At 74.8% G+C, this 21,200-nt stretch carries 21 protein-coding genes; 12 read left to right on the forward strand and 9 right to left on the reverse strand.

Annotated features, from left to right (window positions below; all coding sequences use genetic code 11):
* Positions 1-26: 26 nt before the first annotated feature.
* From KGD84_RS06890 to KGD84_RS06900, 3 genes are all read left to right on the forward strand, one after another.
* Positions 27-530, forward strand: coding sequence for a DUF4383 domain-containing protein (locus KGD84_RS06890; RefSeq protein ID WP_220559422.1), 504 nt, complete (start codon positions 27-29; stop codon positions 528-530).
* On the forward strand, positions 527-2,005 hold the full coding sequence (locus tag KGD84_RS06895) for an SDR family oxidoreductase (RefSeq protein WP_220559423.1): 1,479 nt from the start codon (positions 527-529) through the stop codon (positions 2,003-2,005). Before KGD84_RS06890 ends, KGD84_RS06895 begins: the two co-directional genes overlap by 4 nt.
* Positions 2,006-2,171: 166 nt before the next feature.
* On the forward strand, positions 2,172-4,301 hold the full coding sequence (locus KGD84_RS06900) for an MMPL family transporter (protein ID WP_255646360.1): 2,130 nt from the start codon (positions 2,172-2,174) through the stop codon (positions 4,299-4,301).
* A gap of 9 nt (positions 4,302-4,310) precedes the next feature.
* Here the strand turns inward: KGD84_RS06900 and KGD84_RS06905 are convergent, their stop codons facing one another.
* Entirely contained in the window at positions 4,311-5,102 is a 792-nt protein-coding gene (locus tag KGD84_RS06905; protein WP_220559424.1) for an aminotransferase class IV, read from the reverse strand.
* Positions 5,103-5,206: 104 nt separating this feature from the next.
* On the reverse strand, positions 5,207-5,911 hold the full coding sequence (locus tag KGD84_RS06910; protein ID WP_220559425.1) for a GntR family transcriptional regulator: 705 nt from the start codon (positions 5,909-5,911) through the stop codon (positions 5,207-5,209).
* A gap of 266 nt (positions 5,912-6,177) precedes the next feature.
* Between KGD84_RS06910 and KGD84_RS06915 the strand changes: the two genes are divergently transcribed.
* The 5 genes from KGD84_RS06915 to KGD84_RS06935 are packed head-to-tail and all read left to right on the forward strand — an operon-like array spanning position 6,178 to position 10,497.
* Positions 6,178-7,428, forward strand: coding sequence for an NRAMP family divalent metal transporter (locus tag KGD84_RS06915; RefSeq protein ID WP_220559426.1), 1,251 nt, complete (start codon positions 6,178-6,180; stop codon positions 7,426-7,428).
* A 12-nt stretch (positions 7,429-7,440) separates the two neighbouring features.
* Complete coding sequence (locus tag KGD84_RS06920) at positions 7,441-8,202, forward strand: LamB/YcsF family protein (RefSeq protein WP_220559427.1); 762 nt, start codon at positions 7,441-7,443, stop codon at positions 8,200-8,202.
* 37 nt (positions 8,203-8,239) lie between these two features.
* A complete protein-coding gene (locus KGD84_RS06925) occupies positions 8,240-8,851 on the forward strand; it encodes a 5-oxoprolinase subunit B family protein (RefSeq protein ID WP_220559429.1) in 612 nt (203 codons plus the stop codon).
* On the forward strand, positions 8,848-9,702 hold the full coding sequence (locus KGD84_RS06930; RefSeq protein ID WP_220559430.1) for a 5-oxoprolinase subunit C family protein: 855 nt from the start codon (positions 8,848-8,850) through the stop codon (positions 9,700-9,702). Before KGD84_RS06925 ends, KGD84_RS06930 begins: the two co-directional genes overlap by 4 nt.
* 15 nt (positions 9,703-9,717) lie before the next feature.
* Entirely contained in the window at positions 9,718-10,497 is a 780-nt protein-coding gene (locus KGD84_RS06935; protein ID WP_220559431.1) for a putative hydro-lyase, read from the forward strand.
* A gap of 9 nt (positions 10,498-10,506) precedes the next feature.
* On the opposite strand, the gene KGD84_RS06940 is transcribed toward KGD84_RS06935, so the two are convergent.
* The 3 genes from KGD84_RS06940 to KGD84_RS06950 form a co-directional block, all read right to left on the reverse strand.
* Positions 10,507-12,012, reverse strand: a complete 1,506-nt coding sequence (locus KGD84_RS06940; protein WP_220559432.1) for a vWA domain-containing protein — start codon at positions 12,010-12,012, stop codon at positions 10,507-10,509.
* Positions 12,013-12,121: 109 nt separating this feature from the next.
* The gene (locus KGD84_RS06945) at positions 12,122-12,730 is read right to left on the reverse strand and encodes a hypothetical protein (RefSeq protein ID WP_220559433.1); all 609 of its coding nucleotides are present in this window, start codon (positions 12,728-12,730) and stop codon (positions 12,122-12,124) included.
* 200 nt (positions 12,731-12,930) lie between these two features.
* On the reverse strand, positions 12,931-13,713 hold the full coding sequence (locus tag KGD84_RS06950) for an alpha/beta fold hydrolase (RefSeq protein ID WP_220559434.1): 783 nt from the start codon (positions 13,711-13,713) through the stop codon (positions 12,931-12,933).
* A gap of 55 nt (positions 13,714-13,768) precedes the next feature.
* Between KGD84_RS06950 and KGD84_RS06955 the strand changes: the two genes are divergently transcribed.
* Entirely contained in the window at positions 13,769-14,122 is a 354-nt protein-coding gene (locus KGD84_RS06955; RefSeq protein ID WP_220559435.1) for a MerR family transcriptional regulator, read from the forward strand.
* Positions 14,123-14,279: 157 nt separating this feature from the next.
* On the opposite strand, the gene dctA is transcribed toward KGD84_RS06955, so the two are convergent.
* Positions 14,280-15,785 carry a C4-dicarboxylate transporter DctA gene (gene dctA / locus KGD84_RS06960; protein ID WP_255646361.1) on the reverse strand — a complete coding sequence of 502 codons (1,506 nt, stop codon included), beginning with the start codon at positions 15,783-15,785 and terminating at the stop codon, positions 14,280-14,282.
* Positions 15,786-16,078: 293 nt separating this feature from the next.
* On the reverse strand, positions 16,079-16,906 hold the full coding sequence (locus KGD84_RS06965; protein WP_220559437.1) for a Rossmann-fold NAD(P)-binding domain-containing protein: 828 nt from the start codon (positions 16,904-16,906) through the stop codon (positions 16,079-16,081).
* 85 nt (positions 16,907-16,991) lie between these two features.
* Here KGD84_RS06965 and KGD84_RS06970 point away from each other — a divergent pair, with 85 nt between their 5' ends.
* The 3 genes from KGD84_RS06970 to KGD84_RS06980 all read left to right on the forward strand — a co-directional run bounded on the left by KGD84_RS06970 (position 16,992) and on the right by KGD84_RS06980 (position 19,575).
* On the forward strand, positions 16,992-17,933 hold the full coding sequence (locus tag KGD84_RS06970; protein WP_220559439.1) for an AraC family transcriptional regulator: 942 nt from the start codon (positions 16,992-16,994) through the stop codon (positions 17,931-17,933).
* 103 nt (positions 17,934-18,036) lie between these two features.
* Positions 18,037-18,807, forward strand: a complete 771-nt coding sequence (locus KGD84_RS06975) for a class I SAM-dependent methyltransferase (RefSeq protein ID WP_220559440.1) — start codon at positions 18,037-18,039, stop codon at positions 18,805-18,807.
* A 285-nt stretch (positions 18,808-19,092) separates the two neighbouring features.
* Positions 19,093-19,575, forward strand: a complete 483-nt coding sequence (locus KGD84_RS06980; RefSeq protein WP_220559441.1) for a DUF1269 domain-containing protein — start codon at positions 19,093-19,095, stop codon at positions 19,573-19,575.
* Between the two features lie 79 nt (positions 19,576-19,654).
* Here the strand turns inward: KGD84_RS06980 and KGD84_RS06985 are convergent, their stop codons facing one another.
* Both KGD84_RS06985 and KGD84_RS06990 read right to left on the reverse strand, forming a co-directional pair.
* Positions 19,655-20,563: a GlxA family transcriptional regulator gene (locus KGD84_RS06985; RefSeq protein ID WP_220559442.1), complete on the reverse strand. Its 909-nt coding sequence runs from the start codon at positions 20,561-20,563 to the stop codon at positions 19,655-19,657.
* A 7-nt stretch (positions 20,564-20,570) separates the two neighbouring features.
* A complete protein-coding gene (locus KGD84_RS06990; protein WP_220559443.1) occupies positions 20,571-21,158 on the reverse strand; it encodes an isochorismatase family protein in 588 nt (195 codons plus the stop codon).
* Positions 21,159-21,200: the final 42 nt, after the last annotated feature.

Consider the following 21,200-nt stretch of genomic DNA (forward strand, 5'->3'; position numbering starts at 1 on the left):
GCAAAGACGTGGAACGGAGGGGACCCATGGACCTGGACACCTCGCACAACGCCGACCGGCGCCTGGCCGCCGTCCACCGGTTCGGAACGGCGTTCATCGGACTCGTTCTGGTGGGATTCGGCGTGACGAGCCTGTTCGTGCGCCTGCCGCTCTTCGACACCCGGGGGGAGGTCGTGGCCGGCCTGTCCACCAACGGGGCGCTGGGCTTCGTCTCGGTGGCGGTCGGATCGCTGCTCGTGGGCGCCGCCGTGGTGGGCGGCACCTACTCGTCGACGGTCTCCACCCTGGTCGGCGCCGGTTTCGTCGCCAGCGGCCTGGTCAACCTGTACCTCATGAGCACCGACTACAACATCCTCGCGTTCTCCATGCCGAACGTGATCTTCAGCTTCGTGGTCGGCATCCTGATGCTGACCGTGGGCATGTACGGGCGCTTCACCGGCGGCCTGCCCGAGGACAACCCGTACCGGCGCCACCGGGAGCGGCGGCGGAGCCTGCGCCGGGGCACGGCCCCCGCGGGGGCGGCCCGGTGAGCGGGCGCCGGGCGCTGGTCACCGGGGCCACCGGGTACATCGGGGGGCGGCTGGTCCCGCAGCTCCTGGACGCCGGGTTCGAGGTGCGCTGCCTGGCCCGCGACCCCGGCAAGCTGCGCGACCACCCCTGGCGGGACAGGGTGGAGGCGGCCCGCGGCGACGTGGTCTCCGGGGAGGGGCTGGCCGAGGCGCTGGAGGGGGCCGACGTCGCCTACTACCTGGTCCACTCCATGTCGGGGAGCCGTGACTTCTCCGGCGACGACGCCCGGGGCGCGCGGAACTTCGCCGAGGCGGCGGCCGGGGCCGGTGTCGGGCGCGTCATCTACCTGGGCGGCCTGGCGCCGGAGGGGGAGGACCTCTCCGCGCACATGGCCTCCCGCGCCGAGGTCGGCCGCATCCTGCTGGACGGCCCGGTGCCGGCCGCGGTGCTGCGGGCCGCCGTGATCATCGGGTCGGGGTCGGCGTCCTTCGAGATGCTGCGGTACCTCACCGAGCGGCTCCCCGTGATGACCACGCCCCGCTGGGTGCGCAGCCGGGTGCAGCCCGTCGCGGTGCGCGACGTGCTGCGGCTGCTGGTGGAGGCCGCCGACCTGCCGCCGGAGCAGGACCGCACCTTCGACGTCGGCGGACCCGACGTCCTCACCTACGCGGAGATGATCCAGCGGTTCGCGCGGGTGGCGGGGCTGCGCCCCCGCCTGATCCTGCCGGTCCCGGTGCTCTCGCCGGGGCTGTCGAGCCTGTGGGTCGGACTGGTCACGCCGGTGCCGCCCGCCATCGCCCGGCCGCTGGTGGAGTCGCTGCGCCATGACGCGGTGTGCGGCGAGGACGACCTGTCCGGCCTGCTCGGCGACCACGCCCGCATCGGGTTCGACCGCGCGGTGGAGCTGGCGGTCCGCCGCACCTCCCAGTCCCGCGTGGACACCCGGTGGACGTCGGCCTCCTGGGCCGGGGCCCCGTCCGACCCGCTGCCCACCGACCCCGACTGGGCGGGGGGCAGCCTGTACACCGACGAGCGGGTGCGGGAGGTGGACGCCCCGCCGGAGGCGGTGTGGCGCGTGGTCGAGGGGATCGGCGGCGAACGGGGCTGGTACTCCTGGCCGCTGGCCTGGGCGGCGCGCGGCTGGATCGACCTCGCCGTGGGCGGGGTGGGCCCGCGCCGGGGCCGCCGCGATCCGGGGCGCCTTCGGGTGGGCGACTCGCTGGACTTCTGGCGGGTGGAGGAGATCGTGCCGGGGGAGCTGCTGCGGCTGCGCGCGGAGATGCGCCTGCCCGGTCCGGCGTGGCTGGAGTTCACCGTCGAGCCCGGCCGGGGGCGCACGGTGCTGCGCCAGCGCGCGCTGTTCCGGCCGCGCGGCCTGTTGGGCCACCTGTACTGGGCCGCGGTGACGCCCTTCCACGGGGTGGTGTTCGGCTCGATGTCGCGGAACATGGCGCGTACGGCCCACAGCGAGGCGCGCGAGCCCGCGGCCGTGTGACCGCCGGCCCCGCCGCCCGCCCCGCACCGCGTCCGGTGCGGGGCGGGCGCGTGCGGAGGGGGAGGGAACGGCCGGTCCGGCGAGGGTGTAGAGTCGCGTCCAAGAAAGGCTCGAAAAGCGAGATACTTGTTTTCCGTGAATTTTGTCGCGGTGGAGGGGAACACCGGTGAACGAGGAGAGGCGACCGCTACGCCGGTCGCGGTGGTGGGTCGGAGCGGCGCTGCTCGTCGTCCTGCTGTGGACCCTGGGCGGCGGACCGCTGGGCGCCTTCCTGGGCAGGCTCGGCGAGGTGCAGACCAACGACCGGTCCGCCTTCCTGCCGGTGGGGGCGGAGTCCACCGAGGTCGCCCGGATCGCCGAGGACTTCGACCGCGAGGACGCGGTGCCCGCCATCGCCCTGTGGTCCGGGGACGGGGACGTCACCGCGGAGGAACTGGCGGACATCGCCGCCGTCGGGGAGGAGGTGGCCGAACGGCCGTGGGTCTCCGGCGAGGTGGTCGGCCCCTTCCCCGGAACCGAGGACCCCTCCGTCGCCCAGCTGATCGTGCCGATCGACTCCGGCGAGAAGACCTCCGACGCCGTCGAGGAATTGCGCGCCGTCCTGGCCGACCACCCCGTCGGCGACCTCACCCCCCAGGTCACCGGTCCGGCGGGCTACGCCGCCGACCTCGCCGCGGCCTTCGGCGGGATCGACTCCACCCTGCTGCTCGTCGCGGTCGCGGCCGTCCTGGTCATCCTCGTCGCCGTCTACCGCTCCCCGCTGCTCCCGGTCCTGGTGATCCTGGCGTCCCTGCTCGCCCTGGGCCTGTCGGGGGCCCTCGTGTACCTGGCCGCCGACGCCGGCCTGGTCAGCCTCAACGGGCAGAGCCAGGGCATCCTGTTCATCCTCGTCGTGGGCGCCTGCACCGACTACGCCCTCCTGCTCGTCGCCCGCTACCGCGAGGAACTGGCCCTGCACGAACGGGTCCCGACCGCCGTCATGGCCGCCCTGCGCGGCGTCACCGGACCGGTGCTCGCCTCCGCGGGCACCGTCGTCCTGGGCCTGCTCTGCCTGCTCGCCGCCGACCTGGCCTCCACCCGCAGCCTCGGCCCGGTCGTCGCCATCGGGGTCGGCGCGGCCGTCCTCTCGGCGATGACCTTCCTGCCCGCCGCGCTGGCGCTGGCCGGCCGGGCCGCGTTCTGGCCGACCGCGCCGCACCGGCCCACCGCCGAGACCGGCGGCGACACCGACCGCGTCATGGCCGCCCACCCGTTCTGGGGCCGGGTCGCCCGGGCCGTGGCCCGCCGGCCGCGCACGCTGTGGGCGGCCACCACGGTGCTGCTGGCCGCGGCCGCCGTGTTCGCCCCCGCGTTCAGCGCCGAGGGCACCGGCCAGGCCGAGGTGTTCCGCACCGAGGTGGAGGCGGTCACCGCCCAGGAGGTCCTGGACCGGGGCTTCGGCACCGACGCCGCGGCGGCCCCCGCGCTGGTCGTCACGGACGCCGACCATGTGGCCGACGTCGTCGCGGCCGCCGAGGGCTCGCCGTCCGTGGAGTCCGCCGCGCCGGTCACCGAGCCCGGTCCCCCCGGGGCCGGGGCGCCGCCCCTGGAGGAGGACGGGCGCGCCCTGGTCGAGGTGGTCCTCACCGTGGGACCAGAGTCGCCCGAAGCGGTGGACGCCGTGCGCGACCTGCGCGAACGCCTGGCCGCGGACGCCCCGGGGGCCGACGCCCTGGTCGGCGGCGTCACCGCCACCGACCTGGACACCCTGGAGACCGCCCAGCGCGACTTCCTCGTGGTGGTGCCGCTGGTCCTGGCCGTGGTCCTGCTCGTGCTGGTCGTCCTGCTCCGCGCGCTGGTCGCCCCGCTGCTGCTCATGGCCGCCAACGTGCTGTCGTTCGCCGCCGCGCTGGGCGTGGGGACCCTGGTCTTCGACCACGTGCTGAAACTGCCGGGCGCCGATCCGGTGGTGCCGCTGTTCGCGTTCGTCTTCCTGGTGGCGCTGGGCATCGACTACAGCATCTTCCTGATGTCGCGGGCCCGGGAGGAGACCCTGGTCCACGGCCACCGCGACGGCGTGCTGCGGGCGCTCACCGTCACCGGCGGGGTCATCACCTCCGCCGGCGTGGTGCTGGCCGCCACCTTCGCGGCGCTGGCCGTCATCCCGCTGCTGTTCCTGCTCCAGCTGGCCTTCCTGGTGGCGTTCGGGGTGCTGGTGGACGCGCTGCTGGTGCGCACCGTGCTGGTGCCCGCCCTGGCGCTGGACGTGGGGCCGCGCACCTGGTGGCCGGGGCGGGCCCGCCGCGCCGGGGCCTGAACCGGCGGGTCACAGGGGGTCGCCCGGCAGGTCCCGGTAGGTGGCGGCCAGCTTGTTGGTGAGCGCGGCCAGCGGCAGCCGCTCCCCGTCGACGGAGGCCACCGGGCGCACCCCCGTGACCGCGTTGGTCACGAACGCCCCCGACATCCCGGCCGCGTCCGCCGCCGACAGCGGCCGGGTGGAGACGGGCACGCCCATGTCCTCGGCGAGCCCGCTCACCAGCCGCGCGGTCACCCCCGGCAGTGCCGGGCCCTGCGGCCACACCAGGCCCTCGCCGTCCAGGAAGCAGATGTTCCAGGTGGGCCCCTCCGACAGCAGCCCGTCCGCCCCGTGGAACAGGGCGTCGTCGTGCCCGTCCAGCTGGGCCGCCCGCCGCTGGCGGATCGGGCCGAACAGGCCGGTGCCCTTCACCTCCGGGGTGTCCCGGGTGTACAGCCGGGTGCCCAGCCGCAGCGGGGGCGGCAGCCGGTCGGGGACGGGGGCGGGGCGGGTGGTGACGAGGATCTGGGGGAAGGTGCGCCCGGCGGGTCTGCCCGGGTCCAGCGCGGGGTCGAAGACGGTCACCCGGATGACGGCGGGGGAGGGGTGCGCGCGGGCGCTGCGCCGCGCGAGCTCGCGCACCCGGGGGATGTCCGGTTCGGTGCCGAACAGCGCCCGGCAGTCCCCGCGCAGCCGGTCCATGTGCAGTTCCAGGCCGCGTACGCGCAGGTCGGCGACGAGCATGGTGGTGAAGTGGCCGTAGCCGTGGAGGGCGAGGGAGCCGAGCTCCCCGGTGGTGGCAGGGCGTCCGTTCAGTTCCATTGCGCGCCCATCATGGCATTTCGGGACCTGTGTCACGTGGCTTTTCCTCCGCCTCGCCCGAAGCGGTGGCGAACCCCCAGGTCAGCGCGATGCCGATCGCCCCGTCAGTCGCCTCCGCCGGCCTCGCGGGCGAGGAACGCGGTGGTCAGCTGTTCCTCGGAGGTGTCCAGGTAGGCCTCCAGTTCGGCGGCGGCGGCCGTGTGGTCGCCGCCGGCGAGCAGGGTGTGGATGCGCCGGTTCCAGTCCAGGTAGGGCGCGTGGAACTCGCGGGGGGCGTCCATCACGTGGAAGACCAGCCGGGTCTCGGCCAGGACCCGGCTCATGAACTCGTCGACCCGGGTACTGCCCGCCAGTCCGGCCAGCGCCTGGTGGAAGTGCATGTTGGCGGTGCCCACCCCCCACCAGTCGCCCGCGTCGCGGGCCGCCTCGCCCTCGTCGACGGCCCGCCCCACCGCCGCCACCGCCTCGGGGGCGGGGTCGGCGGCGCGCTGCACGGCGGTCAGCTCCAGGGAGCGCCGCGCCCTGAACAGGTCGCGGACGTCCTCCGTGGTGGGCAGCGTGACGAACACGCCGCGGTGCATCTGGTGCACCACCAGCCGTTCGCGGACCAGCAGCCGGAACGCCTCGCGCAGGGTGTTGCGGGAGACGCCGAGCTCCTCGCACAGCCGCTCCTCGGACAGGCGCCGGCCGGGCGGGTGGTCGCCGTCGATGACGGCCTCGCGCAGCAGCTCGGCGACCCGCTCGGCCTGGCTGGGCAGCGGCAGCAGCCGTCGGGTCGGCCTGCCGACGCGGTCGTCCGTGGCCGTCACAGGAGCTCCTCGCTGGGAAGGGAACGGTGCCCTCCCATTGTCGCCGATGCCGCGGGGTTCCGGTCGGTGCGTTCTCATGTGAACGCTTCATTGGATGATCCTATGAATAATCGGCCGACGAGAGCAGAACGTTACATCCCTGACCAGCGGTCTTTGCGGCAAGGCTCTTTACTGGCCTTGTTGGATTGAAGTATTGTTCAACAATCCAACGGCGTGGAGTGGTCCGCGTCACGTCGTATCTCCAGACCGCATCCCCAGGAGAGACCATGGGCGACACGCCCCCCGCACCCGCCAAGGTGCGTCCCCGCCCCGGACGGGTCGCGCTGAGCAGCACCCTGCTCGGTGCGATGTTCCTGATGGCCACCAGCGCCATCGGCCCCGGCTTCATCACCCAGACCACTCAGTTCACGGCGCAGCTCGGCGCCACGTTCGCCTTCGCGATCCTCATCTCGATCCTCGTGGACATCGCCGTCCAGCTGAACATCTGGCGGGTCGTCGGCGTCGCGAACACGCGCGCCCAGGACCTGGCCAACAAGGTCGTCCCCGGCGCCGGCTACCTGCTGGCCGCCCTCATCGTCTTCGGCGGCCTGGTCTTCAACGTCGGCAACCTCGCCGGCACCGGCCTGGGCCTGAACGCCCTGGCCGGGGTCGACCCCCGGCTCGGCGCGGTCATCTCCGCGGTCCTGGCCGTCGTCATCCTGGGCGCCAAGAGGCTGGGCGCGGCCCTGGACCGCGTCCTGGTCGTCCTCGGCGTCGCGATGATCGGCCTCACCCTGTACGTCGCGGTCATCTCCCGGCCCCCGGTCGGCGAGGCCCTGCGCCAGGCCGTCCTGCCCGAGCAGCTGGGCACGGACGTCTTCCTCGCCGCCGTCACCATCATCGGCGGCACCGTCGGCGGCTACATCACCTACGCCGGGGTCCACCGCCTCATCGAGTCCGGGCAGGGCGGCCCCGAGAACATCGCCGCGATCTCCCGCACCTCCGTGCTGGGCATCATCGTCACCGGTGTCATGCGCGTGCTGCTCTTCCTCGCCATCCTCGGCGTGGTCTCCGGCGGCGTCGACATCATGCAGTCCGACAACCCCTCCGCCGAGGCCTTCCTCCAGGCCGCGGGCGAGGCGGGGATGCGCCTGTTCGGCGTGATCATGTGGGCGGCCGCGGTCAGCTCCGTGATCGGCGCCTCCTACACCTCGATCTCCTTCGTCTCCACCTTCCACCCGGTGCTGGAGAAGCGGCGCGGCATCCTCGTCACCGTCTTCATCGGCGTCTCCCTGGTCATCCTGCTGGTCTCCGGGCAGGCCCCGAACACCCTGCTGGTCCTGGCCGGCGCGCTCAACGGCGTCATCCTTCCGGTCGGCCTGGGCATCATGCTCTGGGTCGCCGCGCGCCGCTCCCGGGACCTGCTCGGCGGCTACAGGTACCCCGTGTGGCTCATCGTCATCGGCGTCCTGGCCTGGGCGCTCACCGCCTACATGGCGGTCAACTCCCTCGGCGGCATCGCCGCCCTCTGGCAGTAGAGAGGAGCACCCGTGTCCCGCATCGACCTCAACTCCGACCTCGGCGAGGGCTTCGGCCGCTGGGAGCTCGGCGACGACCGGGCCCTGCTGTCCATCGTCACCAGCGCCAACGTCGCCTGCGGCTTCCACGCCGGCGACCCCTCGGTGCTGCGCCGCACCACCGCGGACGCCGCCGCCGAGAACGTGGCGGTCGGCGCCCACGTCGGCTACCGCGACCTGGCCGGGTTCGGCCGCCGCTTCATCGACGTTCCACCCGCCGACCTGACCGCCGACGTCCTGTACCAGATGGGCGCGCTGTCGGCCTTCACCCGCCTGGCCGGCGACCGCATCCGCTACGTCAAGCCGCACGGGGCCCTGTACAACACGATCGTCCACCACGAGCAGCAGGCCGCCGCCGTGGTCGAGGCCGTCCGCGCCTTCGACCCCGGCCTGCCCGTGCTCGGCCTGCCCGGATCGCGGTTCCTGGAGCTGGCGGAGAAGGCCGGGCTGCCCACCTACCGGGAGGCGTTCGCCGACCGCGCCTACACCCCCGAGGGCACCCTGGTCTCCCGCCGCGAACCCGGCGCCGTCCTGCACGACCCCGAGGAGATCGCCGAGCGCTGCCTGCGCATCGCCCGGCGGGAGCCGGTCACCGCGGTCGACGGGAGTGAGATCCTCATCGAGGCCGACTCCCTGTGCGTCCACGGCGACAGCCCCGGGGCGGTCGCCATCGCCCGTGCCGTCGCCGACCGGCTGCGCGCCGAAGGCGTCACCCCGGCGCCGTTCGCCCGCTGACCGACCGGGGACCCGACCCCGGCCCGAAGGAGAATCCGTGCGCGTACTGACCTGCGCCGACAGCGGTGTGCTGGTGGAGGTCGCCGACCTGTCCGAGGTGATCGCTCTGGGGGCGGCCCTGGAGGCCGCCCCCGTCCCGGGCGTCGCCGACGTCGTCCCGGCGGCGCGGACCGTGCTGCTGCGGCTCGCCCCCGGGGCCGACCCCGGGGCGGTGGCCGCGGCGGTGCGCCGGGTCCCGCTCGCCCCGGCCGGGGAGCGCGCCGAGGGGGAGACCGTGGTCCTGCCGGTGGTCTACGACGGCGAGGACCTCGCCGACGTCGCCCGGCTGACCGGCCTCACCCCGCGCGGGGTGGTCGAGGCGCACACCGCGGCCACCTGGACCGTGGCGTTCTGCGGCTTCGCCCCCGGGTTCGGCTACCTGGTCTGCGACGACGAGCGCCTGCGCGTCCCGCGCCGCGCCGAGTCCCGCACCCGGGTCCCCGCCGGGTCGGTCGCCCTGGCCGGGGAGTTCACCGGCGTGTACCCGCGCAGCTCCCCGGGCGGCTGGCAGCTGCTCGGCCGCACCGGGGAGAAGATCTGGGACCTGCACCGCGACCCGCCCGGCCTGCTGCGCCCGGGCGTGCGCGTCCGCTTCGAGGAGGTGCGGTGAGCGCTCTGGAGATCGTGGCGACCGGGCCGCTGACCACGGTCCAGGACACCGGGCGGTCCGGCCACGCCGCCCTGGGCGTGGGCCGTTCCGGCGCCGCCGACACCGCTTCCTACGCCCTGGCCAACCGCATGCTCGCCAACCCGGCCGGGGCCGCCGCCCTGGAGGCCACCCTGGGCGGGCTGCGGGTGCGCGCCCGCGGCCCCCTGACGGTCGCCGTCACCGGGGCCGGGGTGCCGCTGCGGGTGGACGGCCGCGGTGCCGCCATGAACACCGTCCTGCGCCTGGCCGACGGCGCCGAACTCGTGATGGGCTCCCCGGCGCGGGGCCTGCGCACCTACCTGGCCGTCCGCGGCGGCGTGGACGTGCCGCCGGTCCTGGGCTCGCGCAGCACCGACGTGCTGGCCGGGCTCGGCCCCGACCTGCCCGCCCCCGGCGACCTGCTGCCGGTCGGCCCGCCGCCCGCCGGGTTCCCCAACGTCGACCTGGCCCCGGTCCCGCCGGTCGGCGGACCGGAGACGACCCTGCGCGTGGTCCCGGGCCCGCGCGACGACTGGTTCACCGGCGACGCCCTCAAGACCCTGCTCACCTGCTCCTACGAGGTCACCTCGCGCAGCGACCGGGTGGGCGCCCGCCTGTCCGGGCCGGCCCTGGAGCGGTCCCGCGACGGCGAGCTGCCCAGCGAGGGCATGGTGCCGGGATCGCTCCAGGTGCCGCCCACCGGCGAGCCCGTGCTGTTCCTGGCCGACCACCCGGTGACCGGCGGGTATCCGGTGATCGCGGTGGTCCGCGCCGCCGACCTGCCCCTGGCGGCACAGGCCCGGCCCGGGACCGCGATCCGTTTCACGCTCTAGAAGGAGAGACCGCCGATGGACCCGGCCCAGCTGTCCCCGAAGCAGGCCCGCGAGCTGTTCCGCTCCGGGCTGCGCACGCCCACCTCCGGGTTCAGTCCCGGGTACGCGCAGGCCAACCTCATCGCCCTGCCGCGCGAGGCGGCCTTCGACTTCCTGCTGTTCGCCCAGCGCAACCCCAAACCGTGCCCGGTCCTGGACGTGACCGAGCCGGGGCAGGTGTCGGCGTCGGTGTTCGACGGCGACCTGCGCACCGACCTGCCCGCCTACCGCGTGTACCGGCACGGCGAGCTGGTGGAGGAGCGCGCCGACGTCACCGACCTGTGGCGGGACGACCTGGTGGCCTTCCTCATCGGGTGCAGCTTCACGTTCGAGACGCCGCTGCTGGAGGCCGGGGTCCCGGTGCGCCACACCGAGGCCGGGACCAACGTCGCGATGTACCGGACGAACCGGGAGTGCCGTCCGGCCGGTCGGTTCCGGGGCCCGCTGGTGGTCTCCATGCGGCCGATCCCCGCGGACCGGGTGGCCGACGCCGTGCGCATCACCTCCCGCTACCCGGCCGTGCACGGGGCGCCGGTGCACGTGGGCGACCCGGCGGCGCTGGGCATCGCCGACCTGTCCCGGCCCGACTACGGCGACCCGGTGGAGGTCCGGGAGGGGGAGGTCCCGGTGTTCTGGGCCTGCGGGGTGACCCCGCAGGCGGCGGTGGCGGCCTCGGCCCCGGAGTTCGCGATCGGGCACGCTCCGGGGCACATGGCCGTCACCGACGTGAGGGACTCCTACTACCAGGTGCCGTGACGCGGCAGGTCAGGAGCGCTCCGCCCCGTCCCGGCCGCCGTCCTCTCCGGGGGAGTCCGGGGAGGAGAGCCGGCGGTCGGGGTCCTGGCCGCCGAGCCGCCGGATCCACCCGCCGAGCCGCCCCGGCCCGGACGGCTCCTGCGGCGGGGCCGGGGGCGTCGGGGGCGCCGGGGACGGCGCCTGCGGGGGAGGCGTCTGCGAGGACCCGGGCCCCTGGGCCTGCTGGTAGCGGCCGCGCTTGCGGGTGTACCCGGACTGGCTGGCGTAGGCGGTCTTGGCGGCCCGCGAGAGGTCGTCCTCCCGGGCCATCCGCGCCATGTCCCGCAGCTCCACGGCCTGCGCGGCCGCGGGGGCGGGGGCCGCTCCGTACGCCCCGCCCGGGGCGGCCGGACCGCCGAGGAAGTCGGGCGCGTCCAGGTCGTCCAGGTCCCGCCCGGCCTGGTCCAGGAGCCGGGCGGCCTCGGCCCGGTCGCCCCGCCGCAGCGCCTCGCTCGCCCGCTTCTTGGCGGTCTGCGCCTTCTGCAGGGCCTCCTCGGTGCGCACCTCCGGGCGCGGGACCCGGCCCGCGGCCTCGTCGCCCGGCACCACGTTCACGCTGACCGGCAGCGTCGCGTTGTAGGTCGTCAGGGTCTCCGGGTCGACGTAGGTGGCCTCCAGCGTGGTCAGGGTGACCGTCCCCAGCGACGACATCCCCGGCACCTCCAGCCGCAGCAGCAGCCGGCGCTCCTCACCGGAGTGGAAGTCGCCCAGCTCCACCATGACCGACCCGTCCGGCAGGCGGTGCGAGGGCATCTCGCCGACCACGTCCACCGCGCGCACGTGCTCGCCCGCGGGGATCCGCAGCGACACCGCCTGCGCGCTCTTGGCCAGCAGGTACTCCGCCTCCTGGGCGATCAGGCCGCCCGCGGTGTCGGGGTCCTCGGCGAACAGGGCGCTGCCGGTGCCGCCCTCGGCCACCGCGCCCAGCAGGGCCTCGTCGTAGCCCAGCCCGTAGCCGAGCGTGGCCACCGTGACCCCGTGCCCGTAGGCGTCGGCGGCCACCTGGCGCAGCAGGTCGTGGTCGGTGACGCCGTTGTTGGCGTGCCCGTCGGAGACGAGCAGCAGGGTCGCCCCCCGCTCCCCGCCCGCCCGGCGGGCCTCCTGGATGCCGCGCAGCAGGCCGCTGGACAGATCGGTACCCCCGCCCGCGCGCAGCGCCCCGACCGACCTCCGGACGGCGGGCTTGTCGGCCAGGGGGCCGCAGGGCACGACCACGCGGGCTTGGGTGTCGAACACGACCAGCCCGAAGTCGTCGGAGGGGTCGAGCCGGTCGATCAGCCCCAGGAGCGCCTGCACCGCCCCGTCGAGGCGGCCGCCGTGCATGGAGCCGCTGGTGTCCAGGACGATCTGGAGGGTGGCCCGGGGGCGCTGGGCGTTCTGTTCGCGTTCGGGAGCGACGATGTCGAGCAGGACGGCCACGGCGTCCTCGGTGTCCAGGGGGACGGCGTCGAAGTCGAGCAGGGCGGACAGGTGCATGTGCGGCTCCCGGGGTCGGTTCCCTCCAGGCTAGGCAGCGGCACCGACATCCGCCCCGCTCCCCGTGGCCGGATCGGGCCACCCCGGGACCCGGTCCCGGGGGCGGGGCTCACCCCGCCCTCAAGCCCATGCGGCGCAGCTCCAGGGCGGCCAGCCGGTCCAGGGCCGCGGTGTCCCCGGAGCGCCAGGCCCCGGCCGGGTCGGGGTGGACCGCGGCCAGCCGGGCCGGGGCCACGGACGTCAGGGCGCGCAGCGCCAGCAGGCGGGAGCGGGCCTCCGGGGACAGCTTCCCGGTCCGGCGCACCGAGGTGGCCCGGGCGATCCACCGGGCCCGGGCGGGCAGCCAGGTGGTGGCGACCAGCAGCACCGGCACCGCCGCCACCAGCAGGGGCAGCGTGGTGGCCAGCGAGGCGACCGTCTCGCGGAAGGAGTCGCCGGCGGAGGTCAGGGAGGCGCCGGTCTCGCTCATGTTCGTGAAGGGGACGGCCAGGGTCTCCCCGGCCAGCGGCACCTTGGCGGCCTGCTCGGCGGCGCTGTCCATGTGCTCGCTGAACCCCCGGCCGGTGGCGGCCATGAGCTCGCCGGGCCGGTCCAGCGCGCCGATCATGTCGCGCAGTTCGAGCGCGGCCCGGACCCACAGGTAGACCCACGCGACGGCCAGGGCGTCGGAGGCGAGCTGGAACAGGGCGCGGACCGGGTGGTCGGCGTAGAGCTTCACGGGGTCTCCCAGGGGGTCGGGGGAGCCGGACCTCGTGTCCGGACGCTCATCCGTTACCCGCTCCGACGCATCGGCATTCCGCCGGTTCCCGTGTCGGAGGGGGAATCCGGGGCCGCCGTGACCGAAGGGGCCCGATGCGCCCCGCTTCTCCCGACGCCGACCGCTCCCGCCGCCCCGAAGGCCGGCCCGCGGCCGGGCGGTCACCCGCGCACGGGCACCCGCCGGTCCAGGAACCCGCGGACGGCCCGGCCCCACTCCCGCGGGGCCTCCGCGGCGATCAGGTGGCCGGAGTCGATCTCCACCGACTCCGCGCCGGGGATGCCCGCGGCCAGCGCGCGGGACAGCTCCGGCGAGACCAGCCGGTCCAGCGCGGTGGTCACGACCAGCGTCGGCACCGCGATGCCGGGGAGGTCGGCGCGCGTGTCCGCCCGGGCCACCAGGTCCACGTGCTCGGGGGTGCCCGCGGGCACGGAACCGGCGGCGGAGCGCACGGCCTCCTCCAGCTCCCCGGGGGAGAGCGCGTCCAGCGCGGGGGCGCCGAAGGCCACGGAGAGGTTGAAGCGGGCCAGGGTGTCCCTGTCCCCGTCCAGCAGGGACCGCCACACGTCGACGTTCAGCCGCGTCCGGTTGTCGATCCGGGCGAACCCGGCCGTCAGGACCAGCCCGGTCACCCGCCCGGGGTGGCGGGCGGCGGCGCGGACCGCGATCGCGGTGCCCAGGGAGTAGCCCAGAACGGTGAACTCCTCGACCCCCTCCTCCACGGCGGCGGCCACCAGCGAGTCGGCCACCGAGTCCAGGTCCAGGGGGCCGGCGGCGCGCGGGGTGCCCCCCGTCCCCGGCAGGTCCGGGGCGACCACGGTGTGCGTGCGGGCCAGGTCCGCCATCAGGGGGCCGAAGTTCGGCTCGATCCCGCCCCCGCCGCCGTGCGCGAGCAGCAGACCCGGACCGGAACCCTTGACGGTGCGTGCGTAGTGTTCGATCATGCGGCGACGGTAGGCCGTGACACCGGTGTGAACGTCAAGTGAGGAGGGTCACCTCGTGCTGATCGGGGAGCTGTCGGAGCGGACCGGAGTGAGCCGTCGGCTGCTGCGCTACTACGAGGAGCAGGGGCTGCTGGACTCCGCGCGCGCGGCCAACGGGTACCGGACCTACGACCCGGACGCGGTGCGCACGGTGCGCGCCGTCCGCGCCCTGCTCGCCATGGGGCTGAGCACGGAGACCATCGCCTCGGTGCTGCCGTGCGTGCGCGACCCCGAGGCCGACCCCGTCGAGCTGGAGCTGTGCCCCGACCTGGTGGCCACCATCCGGGCGGAGGTCGCCGCCCTGGACGCCCGCATCGAGGAGCTGTCCGGACGGCGCGGCGCCCTCAGCGCCCAGCTGGCCGGCTGCTGAGGGCCGACCGGCGAACGTGCGCCGCCCCGCACCGGGCCTCGTGAGGCCGGTACGGGGCGGGCGGGGAGCCGGTGCGGCACCAGGGTTCCGGGAGGAGTGCGCGCACCGGGCGCGGTCCGTGGGCCGGGAGTGAGCCGGACCGCGCGGGGTCGGTCGGTCAGCCGCGGGTCCCCACCGGGGAGCGGTCCCCGTCCGCGCCCCCGTCGGAGGGCCGGGTGCCGGAGCCGTCGGCCTCCGCGGCCTCGGCGGTGTCCTCGGCGCTCCCGTCCCCGGACTCCTCGCCGGACCGGTCCTCCTCCTTGTCGGAGGACCTGTCGTCGAAGCTCATGAGGGCGTCCATGTCGATGGAGTTCGGGTTGTCGAGCACGTGCTTCAGCCGGTCGCGGTCCAGGCCGCCGGTCCAGCGGGCGATGACCAGGGTGCCCACCGCGTTGCCGATGAGGTTGGTCAGGGCGCGGGCCTCGGACATGAACCGGTCGATGCCGACGATGAGCGCGATCCCGGCCAGCGGGATGACGTCGCCGAACGCGGCCAGCGAGGCGGCCAGGGTCACCAGTCCGGCGCCGCTGACGCCCGCGGCGCCCTTGCTGGACAGCAGCATGAAGAGCAGCAGGCCGACCTGGGTCCAGACCGACACGTCCGAGCCGGTGGCCTGGGCGATGAAGATCGCGCCCATGGTCATGTAGATCGCGGTGCCGTCCAGGTTGAACGAGTACCCGGTCGGGATGGTCAGGCCCACCACGGACTTCTTGGCGCCCGCGGCCTCCAGCTTGGTCATCATGCGCGGCAGCACGGACTCGCTGGAGGAGGTGCCCAGGACGATCAGGAGCTCGTCGCGGATCAGGCGCAGCAGCTTGAACAGGCCGAACCCGGCCATCCGGCTGACGATGCCCAGGACCACGATGATGAACAGCACGCAGGTGACGTAGAAGCTGAGCATGAAGTAGGCGAGGCTGCTCAGCACCTGGCCGCCGTACTCGCCGATGGTGAAGGCCATGCCGCCGAAGGCGCCGATGGGGGCGGCGTACATGACGATCTTGATGACGCCGAACATGACGTGCGACATCGTGTCGAGGGCGCGGACGGCGGCCTGGCCGCGCTTGCCGAGCATGGTCAGCGCGCAGGCGACCAGGATGGCCAGGACCAGCACCTGGATGAGCTGGCCGTCGACGAACGCCGAGAAGAACGAATCGGGGATGGTGTGGAGGACGAAGCCGGAGAAGCCCTCGCCGCTCTCCTCCGCCTTGGCGATGGTGTCGGCCGCGTCGGCCTCGTCGAACGACATGTTCAGGCCGACGCCGGGCCGCATGATGTTCACGGTGACCAGGCCGATGGCCAGGGCGATCACGGTCAGCGCGGTGAAGTAGACCAGGGTCCGCAGGGCCAGGCCGCCCGCCTTGGCGAGGTTGCCCAGACTGGCGATGCCGACGACGACGGTACAGAAGATGGTCGGGGCGATGACGACCTTGACGAGCTTGATGAACAGGTCGGCGAGCCACCGCATCTCGGCGGCCCAGGTCGGGAAGAGCAGACCGACGGCGATGCCGAGTGCGATACCGACGAGCACCCAGAAGTACAGGTGGCGGTAGATGGGCTTCTTGGCGGGGGCGGGGCCGGAGGCGGCACCCTTCCCCGCGGTGGCGGCACGTCCGAAGGTCGGCATGGCCCCCTCCTCTGAAAGTTCTTGTGAAAGTTCTTGTGCGGCTGGTCACAGGAACTTTCACCGAGAGGCGGGCGGCAGTCGAACTTCAAACGGAAACTTAAGATTTACCTGACATTTGCTCACACACCGTGCCCGCTTACTCCGCTCTTATCCACACATCGTGACCAGGGGGCGGAGTTCGTCACGGACCGTGAGATCGGCCGCCGGCGACGCGCCGCCACGGGCCGCCGAACAGGGCCGGAACGGCGGCGACCGCCCACCGCCGCCCCGGCTCCCCGCCCCGCCGTGCCGGGCTACCGCCAGGCGTCCGCCGCCTTGCGGGCGTAGTCGGCGAACGGTGTGGCGGGGCGGCCCAGGGCGCGCTCCACCCCGTCGGCGGGTTCGGCGTTGCGGCCGTCCAGGATCTCCTCCAGCAGCCCCACCAGTCCGTGCGCCAGCTCCTCGGGGGCGCCCGCCGCCGCCATCGCCGCGACGAACTCCTCCGGCGGCACCTCCAGGAAGCGGACGTCCCTCCCGGAGACCTCGCCCACCACGCGCACCGCCTCGGCGAACGTGACCGCCTCCGGCCCGGTCAGCTCGTAGGTCGCACCCCCGTGCCCGTCCCCGGTCAGGGAGCGTGCGGCGACCAGCGCGACGTCGTCCAGGTCCACGAACGGCTCGGGGACGTCGGGCACCGGCAGCGGGAGGGCGCCCCCCAGCAGCGGGGGCAGGAAGAAGCTCTCCGAGAAGTCCTGGGCGAACACCGAGCAGCGCAGCACGGTCGTGCCGGGGAACGCCGCGCGGACCATGTCCTCGGCGTCCCGCGCCCCCTTCTCGCCCCGCCCGGACAGCAGCGCCATCCGGCGGACCCCGGCCCGTGCGGCGCGTTCGGCGAACGCCGCCACCGTTCCGGCGGCGCCGGGGAACGCCAGGTCGGGGTGGTAGCAGAGGTAGACGCCGGTGGCCCCGTCCAGGGCGGCGTCCCAGGTGGAGGTGTCGTGCCAGTCGAAGCGCGGCTCCCCGGACCGGGAGGCGACCCGGGTCCGGACCCCGGCCTCGGAGAGGAGGGCGTGGACGCGGCGTCCGGTCATCCCGGTGCCGCCGGTGAGGAGGATGTGCTCGGTGCTCGTGTTCTCGTTCATGGTCCGAGTCCACCAGTCCGGAGCCGGACGGAACATGGTCCGGATACCGGAAGGCATAAGAGATCGTCTACCATAGGGTCGGGTCATGGATCCGCTCTCCCACCTCCTGGACGGACCCCGGGCCCGGGGCGCCTTCACCCTGCGCGTCGTCATGCGCCCCCCGTGGGGCATCCGGCTGCTGGACCGCTCCGCCCTCACCCTGGCCGTGGTCACCTCCGGGGACGTGTGGGTGGACGTCGGCGACGGCGGCGCCCGGGCCACGGCCGGGGACGTGCTCCTCGTGCGCGGGCCCGAGCCCTACACGCTCTCCGACCGGGGCGGGCGCGCCCCCACGATCACCGTCCACCCCGGGCAGCGCTGTGTGGCGGCCGACGGCCAGGAGGTGCACCTGAGCATGCTCCACGGCGTCGGGACGTGGGGGAACGACCCCGACGGGCCCGACACCCTGATCGTCGGCGCCTACGAGGACGACAGCGAGGTCGGCCGGCTGGCGCTGTCCGCGCTGCCCCGCCTGGCGGTGCTGCCGGGCGAGCGCGTCGACCCGGCCCTGGTGTCCCTGCTGTCCAGGGAGATCACCAGCGACCGCGTCGCCCAGTCCGGGCTCAACGACCGGCTGCTGGACTGCCTGCTGGTGATGGCCGTCCGCGCCTGGATCGAGGACGCGCCCGACCACGCCCCGAGCTGGCTCAACGCCCGCCACGACCCGGTGGTGGCCCGTGCCCTGGACCTCGTCCACGAACGCCCGGCGGACCCGTGGACCCTCGCGGGCCTGGCCCGCGCCTGCGCGGTCTCGCGCTCCACCCTGGCCGACCGCTTCCAGCGCGCCGTGGGCACCCCGCCTATGACCTACCTGCGCACGTGGCGCCTCACCCTCGCCGGCGACCTCCTCACGGCCCGCCCCGACCTCGGCCTGGAGGCCGTCGCCGCCCGTGTCGGCTACGGCAGCGCCTTCGCCTTCAGCGCCGCCTTCAAGCACCACACTGGACGCAGCCCCTCCCACTACCGCGCCCCGGCCCCCGCCCCCTGACCCGGCCCGCCCCGGTCGGGCGCGCGGCGGGCCCGCCGGGCTAGGTTGGTGTCCGGGCCCGCCGACCGGGCGGGTCGCACGACCCCATGGGGAGGCGCCTCCGTTGACCGACAGGACCCAGGCCTTCGACCGGCTCACCGACGACTACCGGCGCTTCCGCCCCGGCTATCCCGCGGACATCACCGAACGCCTCCGCGAGCATGTCCTGGCGGGAGGCGGTGAGCCCCGGCTCCTGCTCGACGTCGGCTCCGGAACCGGGATCTCCACCCGGACCCTGCGCCACCTGTTCGGCCCCGGGCCCCGCGTGGTCGGCGTCGAACCCGGGCGGGCCATGCGCGGTGCCGCCGCCGACGAGGCCGACGGCCTGGAGTACGCGGACGGCCGCGCCGAGGCGCTCCCCTTCCCGGACGGGTCGGCCTCCCTGGTCCTGGCGGCCCAGGCCGTGCACTGGTTCGACCGGCCCGTGTTCTACGCCGAGGCCGTCCGTGTCCTGGTCCCCGGCGGTACCGCCGCCGTCCTGCACAACGACCGCGACTGGGAGTCCAGCGACTTCGTCGACGCCTACGAGGGCCTGCTGGAGAAGTACGGCGACGACTACCGGCGCGACTACCGGGTGTTCGACACGGTGGGGGAGATGAACGCCGCGGACGGGCTGGCCGACGCGGTCGGGCACTCCACCGCCTGGACCCGGGAGCTCGACCTGGAGAAGCTGCTGGGCAACGCGCTGTCCTCCAGCAAGGTCGCCTCGGTCGTCCGCGCCCTGGGCGAGGACGCCACCCGCGCGGCCCTCACGGCCCTGGCCCGCGAGCACTTCCCGGACGGGCGGATCCGCATCCCCTACGTCACCCGCCTCTTCCTCGCCCGCCGCACCTGAGCCCCCGCCCGGCCCCGCACGGGACCTGCGCCGGGGGCGTCCGTTGAGGGTGGTGGAGGGCGACGGACAGGGAGGGGCTGCGCCGGGGGCGTCCGTTGAGGGTGGTGGAGGGCGACGGACAGGGAGGGGCTGCGCCGGGGGCGTCCGTTGAGGGTGGTGGAGGGCGACGGGCGGGCTTTGCCGGATGAAAAGGGCCCCCTGACATTGGCGGGAGCCGCCTCCGGGAAGGGTTCCGCCGATCGGGCCCGACACCCGGGCCCGGCGACGACGGGAGAACGCACACCCATGTCACAGCTCATCGTCCTCGGCGTGGCCGACCGTGAAACCGCCGAGCGCGCCCTGGACATCGCCGCCGACCTCAACAAGCAGCAGCTGCTCCGGCTGGAGGACGCCGCCTACGCCTACAAGGACGACAAGGGGCGCCCCCGCATCCAGCAGACCGTGAGCACCACCGGTATGGGCGCGGCCGGCGGCGCCCTGTGGGGCACCCTCATCGGCCTGATCTTCCTCAACCCGCTGCTCGGCCTGGCCGTCGGCGCGGCCACCGGCGCCGTCGCGGGCAAGCTCACCGACATCGGCATCGACGACGACATGATCAAGCAGATCGGCACCCACCTGGAGGACGGCCGCGCCGCCGTCTTCCTGCTCGCCGACATCACCACCGCCGACCGCGTCATCGACGCGGTCAAGCCGCTCCGGCCCACGGTCATCCAGACCAACCTGTCCAAGGACGACGAGCACGAGCTCGTCGAGGCCCTGCGGGCCTGACCCGCGGCCCCCGGGGACCCGCCGCATGAGCGGCGGGTCCCCGCGCGTTCCGGGTCCACCGGGGGTGCTCCGGCGCGGGTCAGGAGGGGCGCGAGCGCAGGCGGCGCAGCATCCGGGCGTCGCCGAACCCGACGGCGCGCGCCGCGGCCTCCACGGTCTCGCCCGCGCCGATCAGGTGCTCGGCGTGCTCCAGGCGCAGCCCCTGCTGGTAGCGCAGCGGCGTGAGCCCGGTCGTCGCCGTGAACAGCCGGGTCAGCGTCCGCTCGCTCACCCGCGCCGTCGCCGCCAGCTCCGCCAGCGGCAGCGGTTCGCGGAACCGGGCGTCGATGACGTCCTGCACCCGGTGCACCGCGTCCACCAGGTGCCCCCGGTGCCTCAGCATCACCCCTGCCTGCGGTTCGTCCCCGTTGCGGCGGGCGTAGACCACCATCTCCCGGGCGATCGCCGCGGCCGCAGACGGCCCGTGCCGCACGGTGACCAGGTGCAGGGCCAGGTCGATGCCGCTGGCGATGCCCGCCGAGGTGAGCACGCCGCCGTCGGGCACGTACAGCACGTCGGGCACCACCCGGGCGCGCGGGAACCGGCGGGCCAGCAGGTCCTGGAGGCCGTGGTGGGTGGTGCAGCGCCGCCCGTCCAGCAGCCCGGCCTCGCCCAGGGCGAAGGCGCCCGAGCACACGCTCGCCACCGTCCCGCCCGCGGCGCGGTGGGCGGACAGCGCGCCGGCCTGCCCGTCGGTCAGCACCCGGTGCGGGACCCGGCCGCCCGCCCGCCACCCCGGGACCACCACCAGGCCGTCGGGGGAGGGCGGCGGGACGTCGGTGCCCACCCGCAGGGCCGGGCCCTGCGCGGTGGCCACCTCCTCGTGCGCCGCGCTGTAGCGCACCTCGTACCCCAGGCCCAGGTCGGCCGCGGTGGAGAACACCTGCGCCGGACCGGCCAGGTCCAACAGGTGCACGCCGGAGACGAGGAGAAAGCTGACGAGGGTCACGATCCGGTCAGTCTACGCCGGTCACCTCGGCGACCGTGGAGATCCGCGCGAACCTTCCCGACAGCGCGTACACGGTGCGGGTGACGACGTCCCCGGTGCCCAGCGTCGCCGGGTCGGCGAGGATCTCCGCCAGCGGCCGCCCCGGCCGCGACCCGGGGGCCGGGATCGGCTCGGTGGCGGTGGCGTCCACCACGAAGGTGACGCCGTACCCCAGGTCGGAGGCGGCCCGGGCGGTGGTCTCGCAGCACTGCTCGGTGCGGATGCCGCAGACCGCCACCTCCGTCACCCCCCGCTCGTCGAGGACGCCCTGGAGGCCGGTGCCGCCGAACGCGCTGTGCACGGTCTTGTACAGCACCGGCTCGCCCTCCCGGGGGTCGAGCCCGTCCAGGGGCTCGACGAACCCGAGCGCGGGGTCGAAGGGGGTGCCGGTCCCCGGCTCGGTGTGCAGGACCCACACCACCAGGTCGCCGCGCCCCCGGGCGTGCGCCACGAGCCGGGCGGCGTCGTCGGCGACGTCGGGGTTGGAGGAGGCCCGCCAGGTCTCCCGCTGGAGGAAGGACTTCTGGGCGTCGACCACAAGGAGTGCTCTCGTCATGCGCCGATCCTCCCGCGCCGCCCCCGTGTCCGGACAGACACG

The sequence above is a fragment of the Nocardiopsis changdeensis genome (assembly GCF_018316655.1).
Classification (GTDB): Bacteria; Actinomycetota; Actinomycetes; order Streptosporangiales; family Streptosporangiaceae; genus Nocardiopsis; species Nocardiopsis changdeensis.

Bases quoted from the DNA above. Each gene is read 5' to 3' on its own strand.
- KGD84_RS06980 (WP_220559441.1), top strand. From the start codon at position 19,093: ATGTCACAGCTCATCGTCCTCGGCGTGGCCGACCGTGAAACCGCCGAG.
- KGD84_RS06905 (WP_220559424.1), bottom strand. From the start codon at position 5,102: ATGGAACTGAACGGACGCCCTGCCACCACCGGGGAGCTCGGCTCCCTC.
- KGD84_RS06940 (WP_220559432.1), bottom strand. From the start codon at position 12,012: ATGCACCTGTCCGCCCTGCTCGACTTCGACGCCGTCCCCCTGGACACC.
- KGD84_RS06965 (WP_220559437.1), bottom strand. From the start codon at position 16,906: ATGAACGAGAACACGAGCACCGAGCACATCCTCCTCACCGGCGGCACC.
- KGD84_RS06935 (WP_220559431.1), top strand. From the start codon at position 9,718: ATGGACCCGGCCCAGCTGTCCCCGAAGCAGGCCCGCGAGCTGTTCCGC.
- KGD84_RS06990 (WP_220559443.1), bottom strand. From the start codon at position 21,158: ATGACGAGAGCACTCCTTGTGGTCGACGCCCAGAAGTCCTTCCTCCAG.
- dctA (WP_255646361.1), bottom strand. From the start codon at position 15,785: ATGCCGACCTTCGGACGTGCCGCCACCGCGGGGAAGGGTGCCGCCTCC.
- KGD84_RS06915 (WP_220559426.1), top strand. From the start codon at position 6,178: ATGGGCGACACGCCCCCCGCACCCGCCAAGGTGCGTCCCCGCCCCGGA.
- KGD84_RS06950 (WP_220559434.1), bottom strand. From the start codon at position 13,713: ATGATCGAACACTACGCACGCACCGTCAAGGGTTCCGGTCCGGGTCTG.
- KGD84_RS06890 (WP_220559422.1), top strand. From the start codon at position 27: ATGGACCTGGACACCTCGCACAACGCCGACCGGCGCCTGGCCGCCGTC.
- KGD84_RS06970 (WP_220559439.1), top strand. From the start codon at position 16,992: ATGGATCCGCTCTCCCACCTCCTGGACGGACCCCGGGCCCGGGGCGCC.